Origin of the sequence: Pseudomonas sp. PB106, assembly GCF_009764645.1 — a bacterium.
Taxonomy (GTDB): domain Bacteria; phylum Pseudomonadota; class Gammaproteobacteria; order Pseudomonadales; family Pseudomonadaceae; genus Aquipseudomonas.
The window spans coordinates 56,585-76,600 of sequence record NZ_RWIM01000125.1; the positions used below are offsets into that span (position 1 = coordinate 56,585).

Below are 20,016 nucleotides of genomic sequence, written 5' to 3' on the forward strand. Positions count from 1 at the left end.
GGCATCCGTCAAAGTACTGTCAAAGTCAGGCCGACTTGAGCAGACAGGTTCCGCAGGCCCTCGATATGTTCAATTTCCCCACCTCAGCAGGATTGTTTGCAGCGTCCACCAGCTCTTGCACTTGAGGACTAGCCCCATACCGCCGCACTACACCGACGAACTCTTCAACGTCATGTCCACGCATCTCAAGCTTGGGCAATCCTTCCTGGGTGAACTTGGGGGCGCCGTACTGATCGGTCGCTTGGGCTATGTGATACAGCTCATGCTCGACCAGGGCGCAGAAGTCAGCGTCGGAGCAATCCGCGCAGTAGTCGGCAGCCAGGGTGATGATGTAGGCCGGAACGTCGCCGAACCAATCAAGCATTTGCTGCTCCATTCGAGCCTTCTGCCAGCCACCGGCGCGGAACGCTACCTGTTCGGCTTGACCGACCACCGAGCGCCCCTTCTTCGTGAATGCGGCAGACGCCCACATCACACGAATGTCCGCATCGATCAGATGGGCGTGATCTTCGTTGTGGATGCTGCCGGTGTCGGCAAGGATCTCGGATTGGAGCCATTCCCATACATCCGGTGCCGGAGTCAGACGGATGCCGAAATCGGATAGCTCAGACAGCTCAAGCAATGACGCTGGCGGGTATGGCCTGTCCATGGATCACCTTGCGCTTGAAATGATGGCTGGATGCCGGTATTGATGGGAATCAACTAACTCTGCGCAAGGAAGGCAACATGTCTGACGCGATCAAAGCAATTTCTGTAAATGGCAACTTGGCATACGCTCGACTCCAAACGGACACCCAAAGAGCAGTAGCGGTAGGCGCTGCTTTGGAATTGATTTCCAACCGAGTCCTAAGCTCGGCGTCCGTGCATCTGAGCCAAGAACTGGACAACCTCTCGAAGTATGCAGATCAGATTCAGGAAGCCCTGAAAGCCAAATGAACTGCCAGTGCCGCACTCACCTGCGGCACACCTACCCGCTTGAACTCGCAGAGGCGAACAATGCATAGATACGAACTGAGCTACGAGTATGCCAAGGCCCCACAAACAAAAATCGGCGAGGCGCCTGAGCAAATAGATGCTCATGAGCTGCTTCTGGAAGTCCTCGGCCTCGGCAAAGGCGGTCAAATCATCGGCTCCATGTCTCTTCAACACTCACTCGAACTGATGCGTTTCACTAACGTCAGCGTTAAATGGCAGTAAGGACGCCATCAACAACCAATGGTCGTCGTGGGGGCCTCAACTGAAGGGATCGGCAGGCTTGGCAATCGAACGCACGAACCACATAAAGCCCTGCTGCAAGTTGGTCTTGGCCAACGCAAGCAGGCGCGGATCGACATCTTCAATCTGACCGATCTGCTTGAACAGTTCGCCGGCGTCGGCTTCCAGAGCCTTGATCGAGTTCATACCGTCGATTTCGGACTGGGTCAGGTCACGGTAGCCGGTGATCTTCTTGTGCTGGTTATCCATGCAGCTCTCCTCGTCGCGTGTCGCGACACAATTTGCTCATTCGCGAAACGTGCCGCGACTTACTTGGATCGACGCTCGATCCCGCCCGGGGCCTTGTCACAGCCTAGGCAGTGTTCGCAGTTCAGCATCCGGCAAAGCCAGGCTTTCACCCGCTGCCACCAGATGACCATGAAGATGTGGCGCATGCCGGCAAGAGCCAGCGAGACGTGCAGCGTGATCCCGGCAGTGGTCGGCCCCATCATGAAGATGTTCTGCTCCCGGCTCATCACAACGAAACCGCTAATGGCGATCGCCGAATAGATCAGCTTGCCGATGACACCGTCCCGCACTCGACCGCTCAGAACACACCAGGTCGCCCACAAGGCAATCAAGCCGCAGGCGATGGAGTTGATCAGTTCAAGATTCATGGTGGATTGCCCCCCCCGAACCGCTGGCGAATGAGCGCCCAGAGGTCAGCGGCTTTGATGGCTCGGTTGATGGCTGCGAGCAGCGATCCGCCGAAGGTGCCCAGCAAGAAGCCAATGCCCGCGACGATCTTCGGCTCGGTCACACCCAGATAGGTGCTGACCATGCTCGTCAGGTACAGAGAGCAGGCAATGCCGGTGACTAGAAAGATCATCCAGGCACGCCAGTCGGCCAGATCGTCTTTGTGCCACCAGCTTGCGACGACAGCGCCGACCAGTCCTGCGATCAGCAATTCAAACCTGTCGATCTTGTCGAGCAGGCGCTGCAATAACTCCATGCGCTCGACTCCGTGGGTGCATGCGAATAGGTCGGCCCCGCTGCACTCCTAGCTCGGAGCAATGGGTGTGGGGAGCCGAAACGAAAAGCCCCAGCGAATGCTGAGGCCAGAAATTGATGAAAAACAGTTCGTTAAGGATTGTCGGACAATTCTTTGAATTTTTCGGGCACACAAAAATCTCTACTTCATGAGCAACAGGAGGACTCATGAAACCGGTAGATCTCTTCGTAATCGAGTACAGACTTCATGGAAAGCCGAAGTCATTCATCATTCGAACGAAAATGATGAACAACACGGAAGCATGGCAGTGGGCGAGCTGCGACGCAGGCCTCGTTCCAATACCCAAGCCAGGCCGGCCGCCGCTTAAACGTTTTTCCAAGCCTATGGCGGAAAGGTTTGGCGTTACAGATGTCCGGTGGCGAGAGTCACAAGCCCTCGCTTGGGACGAGGAGCACTCCAATGACCGAGAGCATTCTGGGTTTTAGAGATGAGCGTTTTTGGGACGACGAACTAGCCGCCAACACTGAGCTTTTTCGTCAAGCAGACGCGCTCGATGAAGCCGCTTACAGGATCATTCAGTACGACCGAGGAAGTGCTGAAGCCTGGACCCGCTTCTCTGAAGCAAAAGCTATTGCAGATGCAAAACGAACGGCCGCTTATCAGGACTGGATGCGAATTAAGCGCGCGATGAGGAATTGATTGTTCCGAAGCCCCGCGATATGCGGGGCTTGCGCAATTTGTCGCATAAAAAAGCCCGCACGGAGCGGGCAATGGGAAATTCTATTTCACGCGCCGGATTCAGGATCGGAGGCCGGAACGTCGCGCGGCTCCTTCAAATCATCGCTTTGGCCGACAAAATTCGAATCAGCATCAGGAGTCGCACCGCCATTACCACGCCCTGTCTGGGCGTCTTGATCAGAGCCAGGGTTTCCGGGCGGTGGGTTCCAATCTTCTGGTCGTTCGTCAGTGCCTTGCTTCGGCTCAGATTCAGCCTTCTCTAGGCCTGAGTCATGACTTCCGCCAGTGTCAGGCGCTTGCTCGCTTGGTCCTGGATATGGCGCTTCAGGGCCGTTGTTGTCTTCGATCATGATTCTCTCCCGTCAGACGCGCAGGGTCTGCGCTTACTACTGAGAGAAGTTTCGAAAACACGGAGTGCAATCTCTTCGACGAGTGGCCCTTAAAAAGCCTCTGCACGTGCAGAGACCCTGAATAGGTGCGCTCGTCTTTCCGAGCTGTCGGCCAAAGACCATCCCAGCGTCGACACCCCTTTGCATCGATCTCGCTGTTCCTGTCTCGCGCCACTCTGAAAGCATTGTGAGGTCAGAGTGCGCGGGCTGCCGGCGTTGATCCGTGCGTCGCACTATCCGGCTATCGACGTCCAGGCCTTCCCGAAGGCTGTCCTGGCTACAGGTGAATTCGAGGCATAAAAAAACCCCAATCGACGATGTCGACCGGGGTCCTGTTGGTTGCGCTGGACTCGCGAAACCGGTGGGTTATTAAATCACCCGAATGCTAAGTGCTGGAAGGTTGTTAACGAGTAGGGCCGTTGAAGCGTTTGCCACGAATGTTGCCAAGGAAACACCAATTAATTTAGCCATACCATTATCCCCTTTTGGTCCAGTTTGTTGAGTGTTAGAAGTAAGTTTTAAAGCGACGCACCACATAATCAGAACAATAAATCCAAAAAACGCGGCCCCTCCTAACGTCAACAACTTTCCTGCACCGCCCGCTCCGAAGAGTACGAACTGGTCGTCACACCTTGATGCACAAAGGAATGACAGGATGGGTGAATAATGGCTCAATGGATCACCGCCCGTCAAGCGACTTCTGATATCACAAGGCCTTCATGCTCAAGGATGTGCTGAGCCTCGACTAGGGCCAGGTCTACACTGCTCTCCAGCGCTTTGCGAATGTCCCGCCTCCACCGTTCCTGGGTCTTGATCGGGTGCGGCTCGTTCGACCAGTTGTCCATCTCGTACCAGCCGGCCGGCAGCACGTTCGTGGAGCGCTTGCCATCCACACCTGGAAGCCGAGGGAATGCCCAGGTCACCACCGCGCAGTGCAGGAACCGCTCCGGCGCGGGTGAGCGCAACACTCGGGTTAGTTCAGCAATAGCCGCATGCTTGCGTTCGGTATGCGTGGAGAACTTCGCTACCAGGGCGCGCCAATGCTCCGCAGACAGCGCCTTGTGCAGGCGCCCGAAAACCCAGCAGTCCGTCAGGAGAGCAGCCTCCTTGCCGACAATCTCCCCTCTCTGCTTGGCGCACTGCACCTTAGGCTCAAAATCGCAGCCCCCTGCCGAAGTGATTGTCTCGGCGGCCAGCGCCCGGACTACAGCGGAAACCACGTTGCGATAAGTCATGCTGCAGCCCTCTTCAGTTCGCGTGTCTTGGCTCGGTATTCGGCCTTGATGGTTTTGATCTCTTCGACGGTGTACTTGCGGGGATCATGTGGTCCTTCGAGCCATGCCACCGTTTCGGCGCCGATGCGCAGCACCAAGCGGATGCGGTACTCGACAGCGTTGCCGGACAGGTTGCGGTTGCACTTCACGCACTGACGGTGGATGTTCAGCGGTTCGAAACGCAGCTCCGGACAGGCGCCGACGGACCGGTAATGCCCAGCATCCCAGCGGCTGCCGGTCATGAGGTCGTTGTCGTTCGGCATCGAGTCGCAGCTGATGCACGGCAGGTGCGCGTCACGCACGCGGACGTACTCATTCACCGCTGCCTGGGCTTCGCGCAGGTGATCCGCCCTGCTCTTCAGCTTCTCCTTGCGAATCTGGATCTCGCGGCGATCGCGCTGGGCGATGGCCTTGCGGGCTTTCTCGGTGTTCGCCGGCGCCATGGCCAGCGCGCACTTCGGACTGCATACCGCCTGCCCCAAGCGCTGCGGCGGGAAGCTGATGCCGCATGCCGGGTTCTTACACTTCTTCGGCTTTGGCGCCTTCTTCTCCTTGAGGGCTACGCGCATGGCTCGGCCTCCTTGGGAACAATCGTCGCGTGAGCAGACCGATAGCTGTAATCACCGCACACCGAAACTACGGTGTAATCCTTGAAGCCCAGTCGGAAAGTGTCGCCACACTCCGGCGGCGTTTCTTCGGCAGTTTTGATGATCGCGGTGCCCTGCAGATACCAGGTGGTAAGGCACTTGGTGAGCGCGTCGGCGATGGTGAAGGTTTTGGCTTCTCGCATCAGTACCGCCCTCCCCACTTGTCCTGCTCAGTCCAGCGCACGTCATGCTCGCCGCCGAAGGCATGCATCAGCTCGAACAGATCGCTGAACCACTTCTGCGACTGCTTGCGGGTCGATACGGCCATCACCACGAAGCCACCGTCGAGGCCAGGCTCCGCGCGCTGCTTCTCCAGCGAGGCACTGAAAAGGCACTTCCAGTCCTCACTGGTCAGCTTCTTGCCGTGCCAGATGACCTGCTCGGATACGTCCTTGAGCATTGCCCACATCTTGCGGTTGCAGACGTCCGGTCGCTTCTCGTCCTTGATGACTACGATCTTGGGTTTGGTGAAGTCGGTTGCGTGCAGGACGCCCATTAGACGGCTGATATCGCGCTGGCTGCGGATTGCGAACTCGCTCATGCCGCAACCTCCGTCACCATAGCGTTCGTGTATTTCTCCACCAGGTGGGAACGTGAGACGAACGCATCGACGACGAACCCTCCGAGATCGATTGCGAGCGGATCACCCTTGCCCTGGCCGCGCGGCACGTAATATTTGCGATCCTCGCGGCCCTGGACCGGGTCGATCACGAAGTAACCCTCATCGGTCACCTCGATCAGGATCTGGTGATTGCCAGCCTCGATATTGAGCGACGGCGCCGTGCAGAGATAAACGCCCTCGTCCGCCAGGGGCGGATTGTCGACACCGAAAAACGCCGTGTATTTGATCCCGAGGTATTCGAGCATTTCGCGCATGGTCAGCTCGCACTCGCGGTATGGCTTGTGCAGCTCATCGATGACCTCGGCAGCAGGTCGACCGGCAAGCATCGCTAGGCACGTTGAAACGCAACTCACCGGACACGGTTGCATCTGTCGAACGATCAGTGGATTCATGGCTGCACCGCCTTGCTCATTGCGGTATCGACGAGCGCATCCAAGTCATCACCGGTCATACCGGTAGCGTGCGGGCCTATCCATTCGACGACTTCGATGTAGCCACTGTGCCCGTGCTGAAGCCACCGGTAGCGCTCGGCATCCCTGGTCAGTTCGGCGATCATCGACTCTTGACCCATTGTGGTTTCGGCAAAGATTTCGCACTCGGCTTTCAGCCGCCCGTTCTCGGCCAGCAGCTCCAGCGCTACCTCCTCCACGGTTTTCTCCCCGAGAAAGTCTTGCAGCGCCTCGGTGTTGCGCTTCCAGTCTGCACAATCGGTGCGGTACGACGCCGCCTCGGCCCACAGCAGCTTCTGGAGTTTTGTTTTGTCGATGGTCATTGAGCCGCACTCCTTGCTTCCAATTGTTCGGCCTGCTGAATGAGCAGCGCCCGGCGATCCGCCAGCTCATTGGCTGCCAGAATTCGCAGTTCTGTTTTTTCCTCTGCCGATGCTTGGCGCATGGCGAGCATCGAATCCTTCACCGCGGCGAGCTTCTCGCGCAGTTTTGGCGAAGGCCGCGCAACCTCACCGGTGAGCAGCGCAACGACGGCCCGGCCGTCTTCAGTGACCGGCGCGACACTCAAATCGGCCAGGTACTGCTGAGCGCGCTCCTGAGGGATTCGCTGCATCTGCACGGCTTTGGCAATCGCCTGTGTGCGGCGGTTGGCGTCGAAGCCGACCGACACGTGCCAATTGACGTTTTTATTGTCCTCCCGAGCCTGCCCCACCAGGCGCTCGTAAGCGCTGTTGAACGCCATGCGCGCACCGACCTTATCGCCGGCGTCGAGAACAGGTTTCGCGGCTGCCAGCGCGAGCTGGATTTCATCGGTCAGCACCACGGTTTCGAACTCGTCGTTCGTAGTCATGGCGATTGCCCAAGCTTCGTCCTTGCCCGGTCGACCATCTGCAACCTGAACTCGCTGGAGGATGTCAGCCATGGCCAACTTGCCTTTCACTTCGAAGCGGCAAGCCTTCAGCGCGGCCTTCACCACCTGCACCGGGTAAGCACAGAGATCTTCGGCCATGATCGCCGCGGTGCCCGGGTTCATTTCCTGACCCATGGCCTCGGCAGTGGCGCAGATCGCAGCAGCGAGCCCGGCGACCTGCTGGTCATTCATTTCAAAGGTATTCATTGCGCTCTCCCGCTTGGCGCTTAGCCAAGACCATTTGCGCGGCCTGTTCGGCAGCCGAAACGTTCGCTTCGGTACGTTCCATCTGGCGGGCAGTTGTCCCGTTGATGCGCTGCCCCGTCACCCACTGGGTGTGGTAGCTCTCGGCGTTGGCCAATAGTTCGTTGAGGCTGTGGCACTTGCGCAGCACCGCGGCATCGGAGGTTTTAAGGAAATGAGCAGCGACGTGGTGAGCGACATCGGCACCGAGTCGGTCGACAAGCTGACCAAGCTGGCCACCGACCTTGGCGTTCCACACCGGCCAAGTGCTGTAGCGCTTGCGGTAGGCCATGGCGTAGTTCGCCCAGACCTTGAAGGTTTTGCAGGATTGGTCTTTTGGGCCTGGCATGTCGGCAGGAATCTCAACCCGTGGCGCATCGGTGCGATCAACCACCAGAACCAGATTGCGGGCCGGCTTGTCCGGGCTGCCTTGCGAGTCCTGACTGGTATCCTGATTAGTACCCTGATGATTGGTAACCTGATTTGTCGGAGATTTTTCCGACCCTTGCTCGGATTTTTTTCCGACCTTGATCGGATTTTTTTCCGAGGTAGATCGGATTTTTTTCCGACCTTCGTTCTTTGGTGGGGTCGGATATTTTTCCGACCCATCAAGCTTCTGGTTCCACTCGATCGCTTTCTCGGTCAAGCGAAAAAGAGTGATGTTCGCGGTGCTGGAAAGCTCAATCAAACCGGCTTCTTCCAGAGCCTTCAGCATGCGATAAGCAGTGTCTGGCTTGTCAGTGAGCAGCGGCAGCTCCTCGATGATCTTGGCCTTGCTCAGCGCGAAGAAGATCCCGTCGTCAGTCTTGATTGGCTTTGTCCAGCTTGGGCAGCCATAGACAAAGGCGAACAGCAGAGCCTGCTGAGAATTCAGCCCCCACTCCAACGCCTTCACCTGATTGATCGTGACGGTGAATTGCATATCAGGCCTTCCCGACCAGTTTGGCCAGTTCGAGGAAGCGATCGACGTACCAGTGAGGCTGCGTCTCGCGTGGGGATTGGGGGTTGGTCAGGTTCTTGCCGTAGGTCATGCCCTTCTCGGTCACCGACCAGAACGGAACCATTTCCTGTTTGGAGTTCTTGCGCTGGAGCTGCTTCAGTAAGCCCTTGGTTTCCAGTGCGCGGTTGAACGCAGCGGGAGACACGCGAATGCCGTTGTCTTTCAGCAAGGCCGTGGCTGACTTGGTGGGCATAGAGGATCCGCCGGTAGCATCTGGCGCGGCGTCGACGGCGTAGCCTGGGAGAAACTTCGGGTCAAGTCCGTTGTTCTGGGCGATCTTCGTGAGCATGGCCATCTGGCAGGATGGAGCCGGCTTCAGCAGGCGCGTAAAGCACTCCATGATGGCGATCTCACCAACGACCTTGGTGCCATTGAGCAGAACCTGCTCGCGGGCGCCCTGCTGCTGCTCCAACTCCCGCCAACGGCGAATCACCTTCATGCGCATCGGGGCGCTGTAGCCGGTGAGCAGGCAGTCAGTGTGTTCGCGGTCGAGCATGTATTCGACCTGCTCCCGGTTTTGACCGTCCAGATAGATGTGCTCAAAACTGAGCACATCTAATTTCAGTTCTTTCAGCATCGCAGCGATGTCGCGCTTCACGTTGGCGTGCCGCTTGCCGGTGATGTTAGCGATCTCGCGGGAGGACATCGTGGTACGCGACACGTTTTCAGAATTCGAAAAACGTGTCGCGACACTGTTCGGGGTATTGCTTGAAGTAGGTTGGCTATGCATAATCGGCCTCATCAAGTGTCAATGAATTAGCCGGGGCGCAATCCCGGCTTTTTTGTGCCTGCGATTCATGCAAGCTTCAAATTCGGTTTGTGTTTCGCAAGCAGGGTCTCGGCCTTCCGTCCTAACTCCCCCGCCCGAGCCTCGACCTGACGGCATTGCTCAGCGAACGCCGGCAGGTGCGGCAGGTCCTCTTCGCACATAACCTGGTCATCAAATACTTCGCTGCCGGTATCGATCACGTCGCCCAGCGCGCGGATCAGTGCACCGAAGCTTTTGTTGGCGCATTGGTCGCTCTGCATTTGGCGTGCACCGGTCAAGCCATGACGGCCGGCCAGCTCATTGATGCAGTTGTCGCGAAACTCAGGCTGCAGTGCATTCACCCAGGCCTCTTCCAGCCAAGACGGCATTTCCTGATCGCCCGAGAGCCAGCGCTGCACGCGCTTTAACCAGCGGCCTGTCGCCTTTACGAATTCGCCCACATCGTTAAGGCGCGCCAACTCATTGAAGTCTGGGACCTTTGCCTGGACGATCTTGGCGGCGGGAACTCGCAGGCAGATCTCCCGGCTCAAGGCTTGGGCGAAATCGTCCTGGCTCAAGCTCGTGCGTGCGATCTGGTTTTGAGCGTGGGCGACCAGCACTTGGTCGCGGGTTTGGGCGCTATGTCTTGGACTGGACGTTTCCATGGGGACTGCTCTCTTCTAATCTGGCTTCAACGGATTGGCGGACAGGGATGTCGTTTAGGCGGCCATCTCGGCCCAAGGAAACGACGGGCACAGGTTTTCTTTTTTGAAAGCACCTTCGGTCAACGCCTCCGCTCGTTTGGCAATAACCGGAGACATGCCGTGCTTCCCCCGAACCCAGCCGGAAACGGTGCTTTGATCAACCTTGAGCTTTTCGGCGGTGGCCTCCTGGGTGCCGAAGTAGTCAACGAGGCCCTTGTAAATTGCGTTCATGATGCCCCTCCATACGGGAATACCCATATAGTAGATTATGGGAATACCGATTTGCAAGGGTATGGGAGCGCCCGTAATACTTCACGGATGGAATTTAAAGACCGACTTAAAGCAGCCCGTCGCCACGCCAAGCTCAATCAAACTGAGCTTGCAGAGCGCGTCGGCCTAACGCAGACCTCAATCTCCGATCTGGAGAGGGGTAAATCGAAGGCAACGGCCTTCGCAGCTCAGATCGCCTCTGTATGTGGCGTGTCCCCAATGTGGCTGGCTGAAGGTGTCGGCGACATGCTCAAGGGTGTACCCGATCATCATGCTGAGCGAATTCAGCCCGGCGCTAAACTTGGCACCATCGAGATCTGGGATTACGAAACACCGCTCGATGACGATGAGGTTTATGTCCCCTTCCTCCATGAAGTGGAACTGGCGGCCGGATCGGGCAGATTTGCGATTGAGGAAAGCAGCGAATCTCGCTTGCGCTTCAACAAGAAGGATCTGCGTCACAACGGCGTTCAGTTCAGCAATGCGAAGTGCGTAAAGGTTGGTGGCAACAGCATGGTGCCTGTGCTGCGTGATGGCGCCACGGTTGGCGTGAACGTAGGGAAAAACTCACTGAGCGATATAGTTGACGGCGAGATGTACGCCATTAACCACAACGGTCAGCTTCGCGTGAAACAGGTCTACCGGATCCCGATCGGGATTCGCTTGCGCAGCTTCAACCGTGACGAACATCCGGACGAGGACTACACATTCCAGCAGATCCAGGAGCAGCAGATCTCGATCTTGGGGCATGTGTTCTGGTGGGCGATGTACTCGCGCTGAATCCGCTGCAGCGCGCAGAGCTCGACATGCATGAAAAGTCGAAAATCGACCCCCACTATATTGGTGGGCATCACAAGGATTACTGAGCGAAAACCATGGCAGAAAATGAACCAGAAGTTCAACACGACTCTACAAATTTGAAGCTAGCGACAGTGGTGACTTCGCTCGCGTCCGTCATTGCAGCGCAGAACCAAATGCTGATGCAAATGACAGATCGGATAGCTGAGGCGAAACTGCTACAGAACCCAACGGCTAAAGACTCCTATTTTTCATCATTCACAAAGGTCCTGAATGAGACGACCACGCTCAACTCTTCGATAAAGGAACTGATCGTGGCCCTCCAGAATGAAGATATCGCTGCAGTCCAGGCCGCACATGAAGAGTGATTACGAACATCAGCAGGCCTATCTGCAACTCTACGCACTGGCAACGGAACAGAATGTAGAGCTTTGCGCACTTCGTTCTTTTGTAAATGGAGATGATCCCAAGAGCCGCGAACCTGACAGAAACGCAAACAAGCCGTATATTGGATCTATGAACGACATAACGCGCGAAGAATTCAACGCAAAACTCGAGACCATTGAAGTAAAAATGGATGCTCGAATCGAGTCTGTTTCCTCTAAAATCGACTCCTTCGTTGCCATACAAGCTGAGCGGGATAAAAGAATGGAGGAGATTCTGAAGCAGATCTCTTCCAATCATGCAGAGACAAAAGCCAGCATTGGGTCGATGAAGACAACGATGATCGTCACAGCGGTGTCAACCGTGCTAGCTATTGTGATAGGTATCGCAGGATTCAACGCAATGCTTACCTCAAACATGATCGCCTCATTCCAGATGGGGCGAAGTGAGAAAGCATTTGAGTCGCAGCAAGTACAACCCACTGAACCAGCGACACCTTCCGCACAAAAGAAATGAATAGCCCGGCCCAGCGCCGGGTTTTTCATGCCTGCCCTACCCTACCATGTCTGCGATTATTTGCTCGACGTCACTGGCTCCGGGTATCGCAGCACGAACCCTTTCAAGGCTTTTTTGCTCGCCAACTCGTCCATAGAGGCATTGGCCTCTGCCCTGGTTGAGAATGGTCCGAGGAAAACTCGGCTTTTGCCCTCCCTCCTCGTCATATAGGGCGTCCAGCCAGAGGCGATAAGTTCTTGGCTAAGTTTTGCCGCTGTCTGCTCGTTGCTAACAGAGGCCACTTGAACGGCCCACTGGACACCGGGAATCTCCTTTGTCTGTTGCGGCTCTTCTACTCGCGCCCCGGCAATTGTATAGCCGCAAACCTTACTGACGAATGGATCTGATAGGGCGGAGTCGATAATCACATCGAAACCATCTGGCCTTTTCATGGCAAAGAATGGAGCGAATCCAGAATAGGCGCCAAAACCATTTTTTCCGTTCACCTCTCCACAAACGCCGCCATCGGCGACCTGTCGCTCATTTCTGAACTTTGCAGAGTCAGGGTCTTTCAAGCGATCAGCGACTGCAGTTCGAGCTCTATCAATATCGCTGCCTCCGCATCCCGCCACCGCGAAAGCCAGGCCCACTACCAGTAATCCGCGCATCCATACCTCCATGGTCAAGTCGCGCGATTCTACCAGCCAGATAGGCCTTAAGAAGGACAGCGCGCCGGATTTCTGCAAATGAAAATATAGGAGCTATCAAATTTTATGGGAATACCCGTTGACATAAAATATGGGTGTGCCTATATTTCATTCATCGCAGCGACACACAACCACTGCGAAGGGCCTTAACAGACCCGCCGCTCTTTAGCGACACCCCTTGCCGGATCACCACCGGCCCAGATTCGAAGGCAGCGATGAACCGGCCTCAACGGTTCAGAGGGTTGGCAACTGACCCGGGCGTGCAGCGTAAAACGTCGAAAGCAGTTATCCAGCGGGAGAACAAGCCGAAAGGCCCGCGGCTGGACGAACAATTTGGGATAGGCCATTGACCGACGCCAGAAGCGGGTCACGGCATCAAAGATTTACTGATGCCGCTTCGATGAGGCGGCATTGGAAATCAACGGGAGAAGCGCCATGGCTAAAGCAGTGGTGATCAAATACGAGTGCGATGCATGCAACCAACTGCACGATGATGAGGATGGGGCTCGGGAGTGCTGCATGCCTGGCGTCATTGAAAGGTTTTTCTGCCCCATTTGTGACGAGTCGCACGACGAGGAGGCAGGCGCCCAGAAATGCATTCTAAGCCACGCAGATATTGAGTCTGCAGACGACGAGCATTGCCCAAACTGCCTGCGCCCTGCAGATACGGCTCAATTCAGAATTGAGATAGCTGTTGCTGGGCATTGCAGCACATGCAACCCGATCTACTCGCCAGATCAAAACCTGCGAATCAAATACGCACTTGAGCCGAAAGGTTTTTGAGCTGCGCGGGCCTTTTCACTGATGCAACTGGTGACGGGTGCATTGGGAAAACAACCGGAGAATCATGATGACGCGCAATGAACATGAAGAAGTCGAAAGCTACGCACTTGCAGCAATGATTGGACTTGTGTCCTTCGGCGGTGTGTCGCCAGAACTCATCCCAAGCAAGGCCTTCGATATCGCGGAGGCGTTCCAGCAAGAAAAGCTGAAGCGCATCGGCGAGAAGCCGCCTTACGACGCGTGAACAACCAGCGCCACGACAGCCGTGTCGTTAACTGCCCGATCCTCTCTATGAGAGCGCGTCGGTTTGCGATCTTCCAGACAGGGCGCCCGCTCGCGAGGGAGGTGCTGATTGAAGTTCAGCGAGATCGCAATCCGATGCGGACGAAACTGCGGCCTATAACCGCCCACCTGCATCAAAACCCAGAATCGGTTGTTATCGAGCGCTGGCGAACTGAACACGGCCGTGGAACTCGGCGCCGGAGACGTAACCGGCAGCTCGGGTAACTTGAGCTGGTCCCGCAGGCATGGTCAAATAAGTAATGGCCTTTTGCTACGGTAATCCCAGTTGAAACAGAATCGCGGAATAATCATATTTTTCTCGGCAGTGACTTTGCTCTTTATCTTGGTACAGGTATGGCATGCGAAGACTGCTCCGGAAGAGAAAATGCAGGAGCGTGAACGCCAGCTAAAGGGTCTCGCGCTAATCATGAGTGTTCAGTCCGGAAAAGCATCTGATGACTCAACTCGCATCGACTCGGTGGCCTACAGCGATGAGGTCATGCGTATCTCTTACACACTCACAAAAGTAGCGAAGGACGAAATCGATACCGATGAATTCACCAAGGACGCTAAAGCGCTTGCAGTTTCTGCATTCTGCAATGAAAAAGGTTTAGGACAATTCGTAAAAACGGGTCTTTCCATAAACCTTCTGTACAAGGATTCAACCAGCTCACCGATAGTTGAGTTTCAGATAGGCAAGTCCGACTGCCTCTGAAGACTGCCCACTGAAGCCCGCCTCTCTCGCGGGCTTTTTTCTGCGTGTCGTACCGCAATGAGTCCGCGCAGCTAGTCATCAATCTCCCCGACCAATCCCGAATGCACTCCCCTCCGCGCCCAACGGCAGCCAGCGGAGCGGATGAGTGCATCCGAGTTTTGTTGGATTAACACCCGCCACCACGGAGGCGACCATGGCAACGAGCTATGCAGACAGCGCGCAGGCCCGAGAGTGGGACAGGCGCTACGACGACTGGGGGCGCCCAAAAACGCCGCAGGTCGAAGACTTCCACGACTACGAAGCTGCCGCGCTTAAGCGCACTCAGCATCAGGAGCTGATGGCAGCTCAGGAGCTGATCGACCGCAAGGCGCGGGCCACGCGAGTCGCTGCAGCGGTGGTCGCCTACGGCGAATTCTGGGGGCTGAAATGAACGTTCAGCAGCGTGACCACCAGACGGCGATCACTTGGATCGAGGGCGAGATCAACAACATGATCAAAGACCTTGGACAGCCCAACGCCAGCGCCGCCGCAACATCTGCGATCACCCTCGCCTTTCTGCTTCGCGCAATTGATAACGATGAGCACCGGCATTTCCGGGCGCGCATCGATCAGATCTACGCCTCCTACAACGCTTCGATCACGCAAGGAGCTGCAGCATGACAACGCCACCGGTAAAAACGCTGGTCGATGAGCAGCTCGACGATATCGAGCGCCGCATCGCGATCCTCGGCTTCGGCCTACCCTTCAACGAGGTGATCGGCCGCAGACGCGATGAACTGGTTTCCAGTCTGCCGCAGCGCTTGGCACCGACCATGAAAGGCGGTCGCATCGCCGTGAGGGTTCGGCCATGAAGCTTGTCTACTGGATTCTCGCCACTGTGCTCGTTGCCGGGATGGCCGCTTACACCACAGCGCGCGACTCGTCTGGTGTGTGTGAGGTGCCGCACTCAACCACCTACCGGGTTTTCCGGTGACCAGTCTTCAGCGAGCGCGCCGCCTGTTGATTCGGCGCGGCTCGTTCTCCGCAATCGGCGTTTACACCCTCTTGATGCTGCTCAGCGCCCTCGCCGAACGCATCACGCAGTAGGTCCACATGAATACATCACCCCGCTTGGCCGCCCAGTTCGACTGGATGACGGTCGGCGCATTCTCGCCCGAGCAGTTCAACGGCGAGCAGCGCAAAGAGTACGAAGACGAAGCCCGCCGCATTGAACAGCAGTGGGACAACCAACCGAACTGAGGAAACTCGCGATGTTCAAGAAAGCCGAACGCAAGCAGGCCAAGCTACGGCTGGCACTTGCCGGGCCATCTGGATCAGGAAAAACCTACTCCGCTCTTCTGCTCGCACAGGGGATTGGCGGGCGAATCGCGGTGATCGACACCGAACATGGCAGCGCCTCGCTGTACGCGGACATCGCTGACTTCGACACGCTTGAGCTGCATGCGCCCTACTCCCCCGAGCGCTACGTCGATGCCATCACCGCCGCCGAGAAGGCCGGTTACAGCGTCCTCATCATCGACAGTTATTCCCATGAGTGGACCGGATCCGGCGGATGTCTTGAGGCTAACGAACAGCTTGCGCACCAAAAATTCCGGGGCAACACCTGGGCAGCGTGGAACGAGACGACCCCGCGTCATCGCCGGCTGACCGACAAGATTCTGACCAGCTCGCTGCACATCATCTGCACCATGCGGAGCAAAACAGAAACAGTCCAGGGTGAAGGAAAAAAGATCCTCAAGCTGGGCATGAAGTCCGAGCAGCGCGACGGCACCGATTACGAATTCACCGTGGTGCTGGACCTGACCCACGACGGCCACACCGCCACGGCGAGCAAGGATCGAACGAAGCTTTTCGAGGCGCCCGAACTGATCTCTGAAGAGACTGGCCGGCGGCTACTGGCTTGGCTCAACTCGGGGGTGAGTCCTGAAGAGCGCGCCAAGGAGCTGCTGGTGGACGCGCTGGCCGATATCGCTTCAGCCAAGGACATGGCCTCACTCCAATCGGCGTTCAACGCGGCCAAGGCGATTGCCGTCGGCTTCGACGACCTTGTGCAGTGGGTCGTGACGGCGAAGGACAAACGCAAAAACGAACTTTCCCCAAAAAGGCAATCAGCATGACCGCATACATCTTCGACAGCGAAACAACCGGTTTGAACGATCCGCACCTGGTCGAGGCGGCATGGCTGAAACTCAGTGGCGTGAGCAGTCTCGCCGTGACTGACTCTTTCTTGCACCGCTACAAACCGGGCAAGCCGATTGAGCTGAGCGCGCTCGCCACCAGCCACATCCTCGACGAGGAATTGGCTGATTGCCCACCACACACCGATTTTGCTTTGCCGGGAGACGTCATCTACCTGATCGGGCACAACGTCGATTACGACTGGCGCGTGATAGGCGAGCCAGATGTGAAGCGAATCTGCACGCAGGCTCTGAGTTCGAAGCTCTGGCCGCACGCAGGTAGTCACACGCAATCGGCAATGATCTACCTGCACTACCGCGCCGAAGCGACCGGCCTGCTCCGCAACGCCCACGCAGCGCTCGATGACGTGAAGAATTGCCGACTGTTGCTGGTGAAGATCCTCGACCAGTTCGCTAGTGAGCTTGGCCGTCCAGTCAACGACTGGGAAGAGTTGTGGCAAATCTCCGAGGATGCCCGCATCCCTACGATCATCGGCTTCGGCAAACACAAAGGCACGGCCTTCGCTGATCTCCCAAGCGACTACCGGCGCTGGCTTTTGAATCAGCCCGACCTTGACCCCTTCGTTCGAAAAGCGCTTTCGCGCTGATGGTGAATCATGATTAGCAACCACCTCAACCTCGTCGAGCAGCACCGACCGGACGCCGAATCGATTTCTGAACGAATCGCGCAATACCTGGCCGCCGGCGGGCGGATCGATCAACTGAAAAGCCCGCCGCGCAATCCTCTTCCACCACCTCGCTCGAAGAAAATAGACCCTGAAACGGTCCTCAAGCGTCGGCCAAAGCCGATATCGGCAGCCGACCGCAAGACACTGCGCAAAATGGCGGAGTCGCTGTGAAGTCGAAACGCAAACCCAACAACGGCTTCGCCCGGGCTGAACGTAGTTGCCGGGCGCTGCTGCGCACGAACCATGTCGCAGTTGTGAACATCGACCCCAGCGGCAGCCAGATTATGGCGAACTGGAAGAGCTGCCGGCAGATCCGCAGTTTGGCGATCGCCAATGCGATTTTCGATTTCTCCTACCGCTGGACGATCTACATCGGCGCCATGTGTCGCGACGAGCGCGGCGCCGAGTACATCAAGTCCGTGGAGATCTCGCCCGAGGGCATCTACAAGGTCGAGCGCCTGACCGATGCCATTGAGCATTACTACCTGGCGTTGCGCAACAGCGCGAACCCCGCCCATCTGGTCGCATCAGGCTGGATTGCCATTCCCGACGAGATATCGATGGACGAAGCCCAAGCCGCGAAGCTGTTCTACGCCGCCGGCGCCTGGCATCAGGTGAAGGTCGCAGCGTGACGCCAAGCATTAACATTGAAGGAATCCATCCAAGCGACTACTGATGTTTAAATCGTAACAATATCGCAACTCAAAACGCTATGAACGCTTTCACATCTACTTTTTTTGCTAGCGTTTCAATAATTTCATCATTAATAGGAATAACGGATCTAACCTCCAAACTGCGTTGAAGCGAATTTCCAGTCTCTACCTTTGTCTTCCCCATATTGACACGAACAACACCTTTATAGCCGCTAATCAGCATCGCAAATTTATCTACATTCTCGACATCGCCTTCTGCCAATATATAATAAGTAAAAATTGGCGGCGGAGGGGGTCTACTTGACGGTGTAAATGTTTCTGCAACCGGCGCACTCTTCGAATTCACCAAACTTACCAACAACTCCTCAATACTATCTAAACGATCAGCTAGTATTTCGTTGGCATCGCCCTGCTCCAAGCTTTCAATTAACACCTTATGCTCTCTCACACGAAGCACAGGGTTATCTACAATCGGCTTCTCCTCGTTTGCGATTATCACTTGCCGAAGTGCCGAGATTAACTCTACTACGCCTCGCATATCGTCCGTAAAAAATATCGTCCGCTCTTCGGCAATGTCGAACGGCAAATTTGTTCCATTTTCAGCAATCGTGACAACCGGTTTTCCGACGCAATGCCTAACTGCGAGCTCGTACATCACATTAGGATTTAAGTTCGTGAGGTTGGCGACGACCAAATCATCCTCAAGAAGATGCTGCACTACCTGCCTTGTTATGGAACCTGTTAGTGAAATCTCGTGCGCGACATGAACATCATAACCGAGATCAGTAAGCACAGGTTTAAGCACCGAACTGATTAACCCATCGGTTGCTCTTCGCACCTCTGACACAGTCGCCCCGATCGGAGTGACAATGAAGCACTGTTTTTTTGACGCAACAGGCGTCTCCCCAGAACTCTTCTGCTCAAGCATTACTTTGGTCAACGTGTACTCCCTCTAACCGCAGCTCATCAAATTTCGACATAAAACACTATTTATTGGCAGTTCGCCACCATGATTCGCGGAAGGCGCTCAACCAACCGGTTGCGTCCCGTAGCCAACACACCTAGCTGGACTTGCCGGCCAGCGGAATTGAAGAGGTAGGCCATGGCCAAGAGCAATGCAGATCGCTCAGCGAAAGCCGCGGCGAAGAGGAAGGAGCGCGGCGAAGAGGAAATCAGGCTGCACTGCCTGCCAGGTACGCGCCAAGCACTTGCTGAGCTGATGACTTGGAGCGGCATTGAGGAACAGGGCGAGGCGATCACGCTGATGATTCACCACCTGCATGGCCTCGGCCCGGGCGGCGCCCTGCCCCTACTCACGCCGCCGCGACACGAATATGTGATACCCGAAAACGTGTCGCGGAAGTTGAAGCTCGCCTATCAGCGGGAAGCGCTTCGTATTGGTCAGGAAGACTGATTTCGGTGCGCCTCGAGCGCCAGCCCGTAGCCCGCATTGATAGCGCCGTCAGCGAGCGCGATTATTTGCGGATCATCACGCATCTGAGGGTCTTCGCGAATCAGCTGCCTTGCTTGAGCGGTTAACGCGCCCGGATCAATTCCAAGTTTATCGGCCGCTTCCACCAGCGCTGTGACAGCGCCAGCTAGTGCTCGGGTGTACGTCACGTTCATATATCGACCTCAACCGGCCCCATGCCGGTCACCCGTAATACCCCAACCCAAACCAAATTGCCACCACCGGTCACGGAGGGCGGCGCCTGACTGGAGATAATCCATGGATCACAACTGCGCGTACGTCCGGCAGCACTATCAGGTGCCTGCCGAAATCGGTCGCCGCGTCATCGCCTATGGAAAGCCCGGTGTGATCCTGGCAGATCGCGGCCACTACATCGGTGTGGTGCTGGATGAAGACCCAAAGAAGCGCATCGGCAATTACCACCCCACCCACGAAATGCAGTACGGCGACATGGCCGAGACGCTGCCGCTCAAGGAGTGGCTGGTCCTACCGTTCAAGCATGACTGGGACGATCTCGACTGGAACCGGGAGGCCCGCGAAGACCTCGTCAGGGTGTGGGCAGCAACTCGAAGTCAGGCTAAGTACAAGGCCTACGAGCGGCTTCAGGATTACTGCCACAGCATCAAGGCGATGCTGCACTTCAAGGTCCGGCGCGCCTGAGC

The 20,016-nt window shown here is 56.5% G+C and carries 39 protein-coding genes; 20 read left to right on the forward strand and 19 right to left on the reverse strand.

Going from position 1 to position 20,016, the window contains the following annotated elements; genetic code table 11:
* Positions 1-25: 25 nt before the first annotated feature.
* The gene (locus EJA71_RS17455) at positions 26-649 is read right to left on the reverse strand and encodes a putative metallopeptidase (RefSeq protein ID WP_158958774.1); all 624 of its coding nucleotides are present in this window, start codon (positions 647-649) and stop codon (positions 26-28) included.
* A 77-nt stretch (positions 650-726) separates the two neighbouring features.
* Between EJA71_RS17455 and EJA71_RS17460 the strand changes: the two genes are divergently transcribed.
* Together EJA71_RS17460 and EJA71_RS17465 are read left to right on the forward strand one after the other, a co-directional pair.
* Complete coding sequence (locus EJA71_RS17460; RefSeq protein ID WP_158958776.1) at positions 727-936, forward strand: hypothetical protein; 210 nt, start codon at positions 727-729, stop codon at positions 934-936.
* 60 nt (positions 937-996) lie between these two features.
* Positions 997-1,197, forward strand: a complete 201-nt coding sequence (locus EJA71_RS17465) for a hypothetical protein (protein ID WP_158958778.1) — start codon at positions 997-999, stop codon at positions 1,195-1,197.
* Positions 1,198-1,233: 36 nt separating this feature from the next.
* On the opposite strand, the gene EJA71_RS17470 is transcribed toward EJA71_RS17465, so the two are convergent.
* From EJA71_RS17470 to EJA71_RS17480, 3 genes are read right to left on the reverse strand one after another with little or no spacing between them, the layout of a single operon-like run.
* Positions 1,234-1,464 carry a hypothetical protein gene (locus tag EJA71_RS17470; RefSeq protein ID WP_158958780.1) on the reverse strand — a complete coding sequence of 77 codons (231 nt, stop codon included), beginning with the start codon at positions 1,462-1,464 and terminating at the stop codon, positions 1,234-1,236.
* Positions 1,465-1,523: 59 nt separating this feature from the next.
* The gene (locus EJA71_RS17475) at positions 1,524-1,871 is read right to left on the reverse strand and encodes a hypothetical protein (protein ID WP_158958782.1); all 348 of its coding nucleotides are present in this window, start codon (positions 1,869-1,871) and stop codon (positions 1,524-1,526) included.
* The gene (locus EJA71_RS17480) at positions 1,868-2,206 is read right to left on the reverse strand and encodes an MFS transporter (protein WP_097090027.1); all 339 of its coding nucleotides are present in this window, start codon (positions 2,204-2,206) and stop codon (positions 1,868-1,870) included. The genes EJA71_RS17475 and EJA71_RS17480 overlap by 4 nt, the downstream gene beginning before the upstream one ends.
* Before the next feature lie 206 nt (positions 2,207-2,412).
* On the opposite strand from EJA71_RS17480, the gene EJA71_RS27595 reads away from it, so the two are divergent.
* Complete coding sequence (locus tag EJA71_RS27595; protein WP_256671769.1) at positions 2,413-2,691, forward strand: DUF6555 family protein; 279 nt, start codon at positions 2,413-2,415, stop codon at positions 2,689-2,691.
* Complete coding sequence (locus EJA71_RS17485) at positions 2,666-2,905, forward strand: hypothetical protein (RefSeq protein ID WP_158958784.1); 240 nt, start codon at positions 2,666-2,668, stop codon at positions 2,903-2,905. The genes EJA71_RS27595 and EJA71_RS17485 overlap by 26 nt, the downstream gene beginning before the upstream one ends.
* Before the next feature lie 86 nt (positions 2,906-2,991).
* Here EJA71_RS17485 and EJA71_RS17490 read toward each other — a convergent pair whose 3' ends face one another.
* The 12 genes from EJA71_RS17490 to EJA71_RS17545 form a co-directional block, all read right to left on the reverse strand.
* Positions 2,992-3,294, reverse strand: coding sequence for a hypothetical protein (locus EJA71_RS17490; protein ID WP_178113715.1), 303 nt, complete (start codon positions 3,292-3,294; stop codon positions 2,992-2,994).
* Between the two features lie 728 nt (positions 3,295-4,022).
* On the reverse strand, positions 4,023-4,568 hold the full coding sequence (locus EJA71_RS17495) for a hypothetical protein (RefSeq protein WP_158958786.1): 546 nt from the start codon (positions 4,566-4,568) through the stop codon (positions 4,023-4,025).
* Positions 4,565-5,176, reverse strand: a complete 612-nt coding sequence (locus EJA71_RS17500) for a recombination protein NinG (protein ID WP_158958788.1) — start codon at positions 5,174-5,176, stop codon at positions 4,565-4,567. The genes EJA71_RS17495 and EJA71_RS17500 overlap by 4 nt, the downstream gene beginning before the upstream one ends.
* Complete coding sequence (locus tag EJA71_RS17505) at positions 5,167-5,397, reverse strand: hypothetical protein (RefSeq protein WP_158958790.1); 231 nt, start codon at positions 5,395-5,397, stop codon at positions 5,167-5,169. Before EJA71_RS17505 ends, EJA71_RS17500 begins: the two co-directional genes overlap by 10 nt.
* Positions 5,397-5,795 (reverse strand): recombination protein NinB, encoded by a 399-nt coding sequence (locus tag EJA71_RS17510; RefSeq protein WP_158958792.1) that lies wholly within the window; start codon positions 5,793-5,795, stop codon positions 5,397-5,399. The genes EJA71_RS17505 and EJA71_RS17510 overlap by 1 nt, the downstream gene beginning before the upstream one ends.
* Positions 5,792-6,268 (reverse strand): hypothetical protein, encoded by a 477-nt coding sequence (locus EJA71_RS17515; RefSeq protein WP_158958794.1) that lies wholly within the window; start codon positions 6,266-6,268, stop codon positions 5,792-5,794. Before EJA71_RS17515 ends, EJA71_RS17510 begins: the two co-directional genes overlap by 4 nt.
* Positions 6,265-6,648 carry a hypothetical protein gene (locus tag EJA71_RS17520; protein ID WP_158958796.1) on the reverse strand — a complete coding sequence of 128 codons (384 nt, stop codon included), beginning with the start codon at positions 6,646-6,648 and terminating at the stop codon, positions 6,265-6,267. Before EJA71_RS17520 ends, EJA71_RS17515 begins: the two co-directional genes overlap by 4 nt.
* On the reverse strand, positions 6,645-7,442 hold the full coding sequence (locus EJA71_RS17525) for a hypothetical protein (protein ID WP_158958798.1): 798 nt from the start codon (positions 7,440-7,442) through the stop codon (positions 6,645-6,647). The genes EJA71_RS17520 and EJA71_RS17525 overlap by 4 nt, the downstream gene beginning before the upstream one ends.
* The gene (locus tag EJA71_RS17530; RefSeq protein ID WP_158958800.1) at positions 7,429-8,400 is read right to left on the reverse strand and encodes a phage replication protein; all 972 of its coding nucleotides are present in this window, start codon (positions 8,398-8,400) and stop codon (positions 7,429-7,431) included. Before EJA71_RS17530 ends, EJA71_RS17525 begins: the two co-directional genes overlap by 14 nt.
* A 1-nt stretch (position 8,401) precedes the next feature.
* Entirely contained in the window at positions 8,402-9,124 is a 723-nt protein-coding gene (locus EJA71_RS17535) for a Rha family transcriptional regulator (protein ID WP_371925702.1), read from the reverse strand.
* Between the two features lie 149 nt (positions 9,125-9,273).
* Positions 9,274-9,891: a hypothetical protein gene (locus tag EJA71_RS17540; RefSeq protein WP_158958804.1), complete on the reverse strand. Its 618-nt coding sequence runs from the start codon at positions 9,889-9,891 to the stop codon at positions 9,274-9,276.
* 54 nt (positions 9,892-9,945) lie between these two features.
* Positions 9,946-10,161 carry a YdaS family helix-turn-helix protein gene (locus EJA71_RS17545; protein WP_016773984.1) on the reverse strand — a complete coding sequence of 72 codons (216 nt, stop codon included), beginning with the start codon at positions 10,159-10,161 and terminating at the stop codon, positions 9,946-9,948.
* Positions 10,162-10,248: 87 nt separating this feature from the next.
* Between EJA71_RS17545 and EJA71_RS17550 the strand changes: the two genes are divergently transcribed.
* From EJA71_RS17550 to EJA71_RS17560, 3 genes are all read left to right on the forward strand, one after another.
* Positions 10,249-10,980 (forward strand): helix-turn-helix transcriptional regulator, encoded by a 732-nt coding sequence (locus tag EJA71_RS17550; protein WP_158958806.1) that lies wholly within the window; start codon positions 10,249-10,251, stop codon positions 10,978-10,980.
* A gap of 95 nt (positions 10,981-11,075) precedes the next feature.
* Positions 11,076-11,366 (forward strand): hypothetical protein, encoded by a 291-nt coding sequence (locus EJA71_RS17555; protein WP_158958808.1) that lies wholly within the window; start codon positions 11,076-11,078, stop codon positions 11,364-11,366.
* The gene (locus EJA71_RS17560) at positions 11,356-11,898 is read left to right on the forward strand and encodes a hypothetical protein (protein WP_158958810.1); all 543 of its coding nucleotides are present in this window, start codon (positions 11,356-11,358) and stop codon (positions 11,896-11,898) included. Before EJA71_RS17555 ends, EJA71_RS17560 begins: the two co-directional genes overlap by 11 nt.
* Before the next feature lie 56 nt (positions 11,899-11,954).
* Here EJA71_RS17560 and EJA71_RS17565 read toward each other — a convergent pair whose 3' ends face one another.
* Entirely contained in the window at positions 11,955-12,545 is a 591-nt protein-coding gene (locus tag EJA71_RS17565; RefSeq protein ID WP_158958812.1) for an SPOR domain-containing protein, read from the reverse strand.
* A gap of 474 nt (positions 12,546-13,019) precedes the next feature.
* On the opposite strand from EJA71_RS17565, the gene EJA71_RS17570 reads away from it, so the two are divergent.
* The 11 genes from EJA71_RS17570 to EJA71_RS17615 all read left to right on the forward strand — a co-directional run bounded on the left by EJA71_RS17570 (position 13,020) and on the right by EJA71_RS17615 (position 17,862).
* Complete coding sequence (locus EJA71_RS17570; protein WP_158958814.1) at positions 13,020-13,367, forward strand: hypothetical protein; 348 nt, start codon at positions 13,020-13,022, stop codon at positions 13,365-13,367.
* Positions 13,368-13,434: 67 nt separating this feature from the next.
* The gene (locus tag EJA71_RS27380) at positions 13,435-13,611 is read left to right on the forward strand and encodes a hypothetical protein (RefSeq protein ID WP_178113716.1); all 177 of its coding nucleotides are present in this window, start codon (positions 13,435-13,437) and stop codon (positions 13,609-13,611) included.
* 324 nt (positions 13,612-13,935) lie between these two features.
* Positions 13,936-14,364 carry a hypothetical protein gene (locus EJA71_RS17575; protein ID WP_256671770.1) on the forward strand — a complete coding sequence of 143 codons (429 nt, stop codon included), beginning with the start codon at positions 13,936-13,938 and terminating at the stop codon, positions 14,362-14,364.
* A gap of 193 nt (positions 14,365-14,557) precedes the next feature.
* Positions 14,558-14,794 carry a hypothetical protein gene (locus EJA71_RS17580; RefSeq protein ID WP_158958816.1) on the forward strand — a complete coding sequence of 79 codons (237 nt, stop codon included), beginning with the start codon at positions 14,558-14,560 and terminating at the stop codon, positions 14,792-14,794.
* Entirely contained in the window at positions 14,791-15,024 is a 234-nt protein-coding gene (locus tag EJA71_RS17585; protein WP_158958818.1) for a hypothetical protein, read from the forward strand. Before EJA71_RS17580 ends, EJA71_RS17585 begins: the two co-directional genes overlap by 4 nt.
* Positions 15,021-15,215: a hypothetical protein gene (locus EJA71_RS17590; protein WP_158958820.1), complete on the forward strand. Its 195-nt coding sequence runs from the start codon at positions 15,021-15,023 to the stop codon at positions 15,213-15,215. The genes EJA71_RS17585 and EJA71_RS17590 overlap by 4 nt, the downstream gene beginning before the upstream one ends.
* Before the next feature lie 241 nt (positions 15,216-15,456).
* On the forward strand, positions 15,457-15,603 hold the full coding sequence (locus EJA71_RS17595) for a hypothetical protein (protein ID WP_158958822.1): 147 nt from the start codon (positions 15,457-15,459) through the stop codon (positions 15,601-15,603).
* Between the two features lie 11 nt (positions 15,604-15,614).
* The gene (locus EJA71_RS17600) at positions 15,615-16,481 is read left to right on the forward strand and encodes an ATP-binding protein (RefSeq protein ID WP_158958825.1); all 867 of its coding nucleotides are present in this window, start codon (positions 15,615-15,617) and stop codon (positions 16,479-16,481) included.
* Positions 16,478-17,149 carry a 3'-5' exonuclease gene (locus EJA71_RS17605; RefSeq protein ID WP_158958827.1) on the forward strand — a complete coding sequence of 224 codons (672 nt, stop codon included), beginning with the start codon at positions 16,478-16,480 and terminating at the stop codon, positions 17,147-17,149. Before EJA71_RS17600 ends, EJA71_RS17605 begins: the two co-directional genes overlap by 4 nt.
* A gap of 9 nt (positions 17,150-17,158) precedes the next feature.
* On the forward strand, positions 17,159-17,401 hold the full coding sequence (locus EJA71_RS17610; RefSeq protein ID WP_158958829.1) for a hypothetical protein: 243 nt from the start codon (positions 17,159-17,161) through the stop codon (positions 17,399-17,401).
* Entirely contained in the window at positions 17,398-17,862 is a 465-nt protein-coding gene (locus EJA71_RS17615; protein ID WP_158958831.1) for a hypothetical protein, read from the forward strand. Before EJA71_RS17610 ends, EJA71_RS17615 begins: the two co-directional genes overlap by 4 nt.
* 70 nt (positions 17,863-17,932) lie before the next feature.
* Here the strand turns inward: EJA71_RS17615 and EJA71_RS17620 are convergent, their stop codons facing one another.
* Entirely contained in the window at positions 17,933-18,823 is an 891-nt protein-coding gene (locus EJA71_RS17620; RefSeq protein ID WP_158958833.1) for a hypothetical protein, read from the reverse strand.
* A 162-nt stretch (positions 18,824-18,985) separates the two neighbouring features.
* Here EJA71_RS17620 and EJA71_RS17625 point away from each other — a divergent pair, with 162 nt between their 5' ends.
* A complete protein-coding gene (locus tag EJA71_RS17625) occupies positions 18,986-19,297 on the forward strand; it encodes a hypothetical protein (protein ID WP_158958835.1) in 312 nt (103 codons plus the stop codon).
* Here EJA71_RS17625 and EJA71_RS17630 read toward each other — a convergent pair.
* Positions 19,285-19,509, reverse strand: a complete 225-nt coding sequence (locus tag EJA71_RS17630) for a hypothetical protein (protein ID WP_158958837.1) — start codon at positions 19,507-19,509, stop codon at positions 19,285-19,287. The two genes, EJA71_RS17625 and EJA71_RS17630, sit on opposite strands and share 13 nt — an antisense overlap.
* Positions 19,510-19,612: 103 nt before the next feature.
* On the opposite strand from EJA71_RS17630, the gene EJA71_RS17635 reads away from it, so the two are divergent.
* Positions 19,613-20,014: a hypothetical protein gene (locus EJA71_RS17635; protein WP_158958839.1), complete on the forward strand. Its 402-nt coding sequence runs from the start codon at positions 19,613-19,615 to the stop codon at positions 20,012-20,014.
* Positions 20,015-20,016 lie beyond the last annotated feature (2 nt).

Coding starts and splice junctions, on each gene's coding strand:
- EJA71_RS17455 (WP_158958774.1), bottom strand. CDS start 649: ATGGACAGGCCATACCCGCCAGCGTCATTGCTTGAGCTGTCTGAGCTA.
- EJA71_RS17460 (WP_158958776.1), top strand. CDS start 727: ATGTCTGACGCGATCAAAGCAATTTCTGTAAATGGCAACTTGGCATAC.
- EJA71_RS17465 (WP_158958778.1), top strand. CDS start 997: ATGCATAGATACGAACTGAGCTACGAGTATGCCAAGGCCCCACAAACA.
- EJA71_RS17470 (WP_158958780.1), bottom strand. CDS start 1,464: ATGGATAACCAGCACAAGAAGATCACCGGCTACCGTGACCTGACCCAG.
- EJA71_RS17475 (WP_158958782.1), bottom strand. CDS start 1,871: ATGAATCTTGAACTGATCAACTCCATCGCCTGCGGCTTGATTGCCTTG.
- EJA71_RS17480 (WP_097090027.1), bottom strand. CDS start 2,206: ATGGAGTTATTGCAGCGCCTGCTCGACAAGATCGACAGGTTTGAATTG.
- EJA71_RS27595 (WP_256671769.1), top strand. CDS start 2,413: ATGAAACCGGTAGATCTCTTCGTAATCGAGTACAGACTTCATGGAAAG.
- EJA71_RS17485 (WP_158958784.1), top strand. CDS start 2,666: ATGACCGAGAGCATTCTGGGTTTTAGAGATGAGCGTTTTTGGGACGAC.
- EJA71_RS17490 (WP_178113715.1), bottom strand. CDS start 3,294: ATGATCGAAGACAACAACGGCCCTGAAGCGCCATATCCAGGACCAAGC.
- EJA71_RS17495 (WP_158958786.1), bottom strand. CDS start 4,568: ATGACTTATCGCAACGTGGTTTCCGCTGTAGTCCGGGCGCTGGCCGCC.
- EJA71_RS17500 (WP_158958788.1), bottom strand. CDS start 5,176: ATGCGCGTAGCCCTCAAGGAGAAGAAGGCGCCAAAGCCGAAGAAGTGT.
- EJA71_RS17505 (WP_158958790.1), bottom strand. CDS start 5,397: ATGCGAGAAGCCAAAACCTTCACCATCGCCGACGCGCTCACCAAGTGC.
- EJA71_RS17510 (WP_158958792.1), bottom strand. CDS start 5,795: ATGAGCGAGTTCGCAATCCGCAGCCAGCGCGATATCAGCCGTCTAATG.
- EJA71_RS17515 (WP_158958794.1), bottom strand. CDS start 6,268: ATGAATCCACTGATCGTTCGACAGATGCAACCGTGTCCGGTGAGTTGC.
- EJA71_RS17520 (WP_158958796.1), bottom strand. CDS start 6,648: ATGACCATCGACAAAACAAAACTCCAGAAGCTGCTGTGGGCCGAGGCG.
- EJA71_RS17525 (WP_158958798.1), bottom strand. CDS start 7,442: ATGAATACCTTTGAAATGAATGACCAGCAGGTCGCCGGGCTCGCTGCT.
- EJA71_RS17530 (WP_158958800.1), bottom strand. CDS start 8,400: ATGCAATTCACCGTCACGATCAATCAGGTGAAGGCGTTGGAGTGGGGG.
- EJA71_RS17535 (WP_371925702.1), bottom strand. CDS start 9,124: ATGTCCTCCCGCGAGATCGCTAACATCACCGGCAAGCGGCACGCCAAC.
- EJA71_RS17540 (WP_158958804.1), bottom strand. CDS start 9,891: ATGGAAACGTCCAGTCCAAGACATAGCGCCCAAACCCGCGACCAAGTG.
- EJA71_RS17545 (WP_016773984.1), bottom strand. CDS start 10,161: ATGAACGCAATTTACAAGGGCCTCGTTGACTACTTCGGCACCCAGGAG.
- EJA71_RS17550 (WP_158958806.1), top strand. CDS start 10,249: ATGGAATTTAAAGACCGACTTAAAGCAGCCCGTCGCCACGCCAAGCTC.
- EJA71_RS17555 (WP_158958808.1), top strand. CDS start 11,076: ATGGCAGAAAATGAACCAGAAGTTCAACACGACTCTACAAATTTGAAG.
- EJA71_RS17560 (WP_158958810.1), top strand. CDS start 11,356: ATGAAGAGTGATTACGAACATCAGCAGGCCTATCTGCAACTCTACGCA.
- EJA71_RS17565 (WP_158958812.1), bottom strand. CDS start 12,545: ATGCGCGGATTACTGGTAGTGGGCCTGGCTTTCGCGGTGGCGGGATGC.
- EJA71_RS17570 (WP_158958814.1), top strand. CDS start 13,020: ATGGCTAAAGCAGTGGTGATCAAATACGAGTGCGATGCATGCAACCAA.
- EJA71_RS27380 (WP_178113716.1), top strand. CDS start 13,435: ATGACGCGCAATGAACATGAAGAAGTCGAAAGCTACGCACTTGCAGCA.
- EJA71_RS17580 (WP_158958816.1), top strand. CDS start 14,558: ATGGCAACGAGCTATGCAGACAGCGCGCAGGCCCGAGAGTGGGACAGG.
- EJA71_RS17585 (WP_158958818.1), top strand. CDS start 14,791: ATGAACGTTCAGCAGCGTGACCACCAGACGGCGATCACTTGGATCGAG.
- EJA71_RS17590 (WP_158958820.1), top strand. CDS start 15,021: ATGACAACGCCACCGGTAAAAACGCTGGTCGATGAGCAGCTCGACGAT.
- EJA71_RS17595 (WP_158958822.1), top strand. CDS start 15,457: ATGAATACATCACCCCGCTTGGCCGCCCAGTTCGACTGGATGACGGTC.
- EJA71_RS17600 (WP_158958825.1), top strand. CDS start 15,615: ATGTTCAAGAAAGCCGAACGCAAGCAGGCCAAGCTACGGCTGGCACTT.
- EJA71_RS17605 (WP_158958827.1), top strand. CDS start 16,478: ATGACCGCATACATCTTCGACAGCGAAACAACCGGTTTGAACGATCCG.
- EJA71_RS17610 (WP_158958829.1), top strand. CDS start 17,159: ATGATTAGCAACCACCTCAACCTCGTCGAGCAGCACCGACCGGACGCC.
- EJA71_RS17625 (WP_158958835.1), top strand. CDS start 18,986: ATGGCCAAGAGCAATGCAGATCGCTCAGCGAAAGCCGCGGCGAAGAGG.
- EJA71_RS17630 (WP_158958837.1), bottom strand. CDS start 19,509: ATGAACGTGACGTACACCCGAGCACTAGCTGGCGCTGTCACAGCGCTG.
- EJA71_RS17635 (WP_158958839.1), top strand. CDS start 19,613: ATGGATCACAACTGCGCGTACGTCCGGCAGCACTATCAGGTGCCTGCC.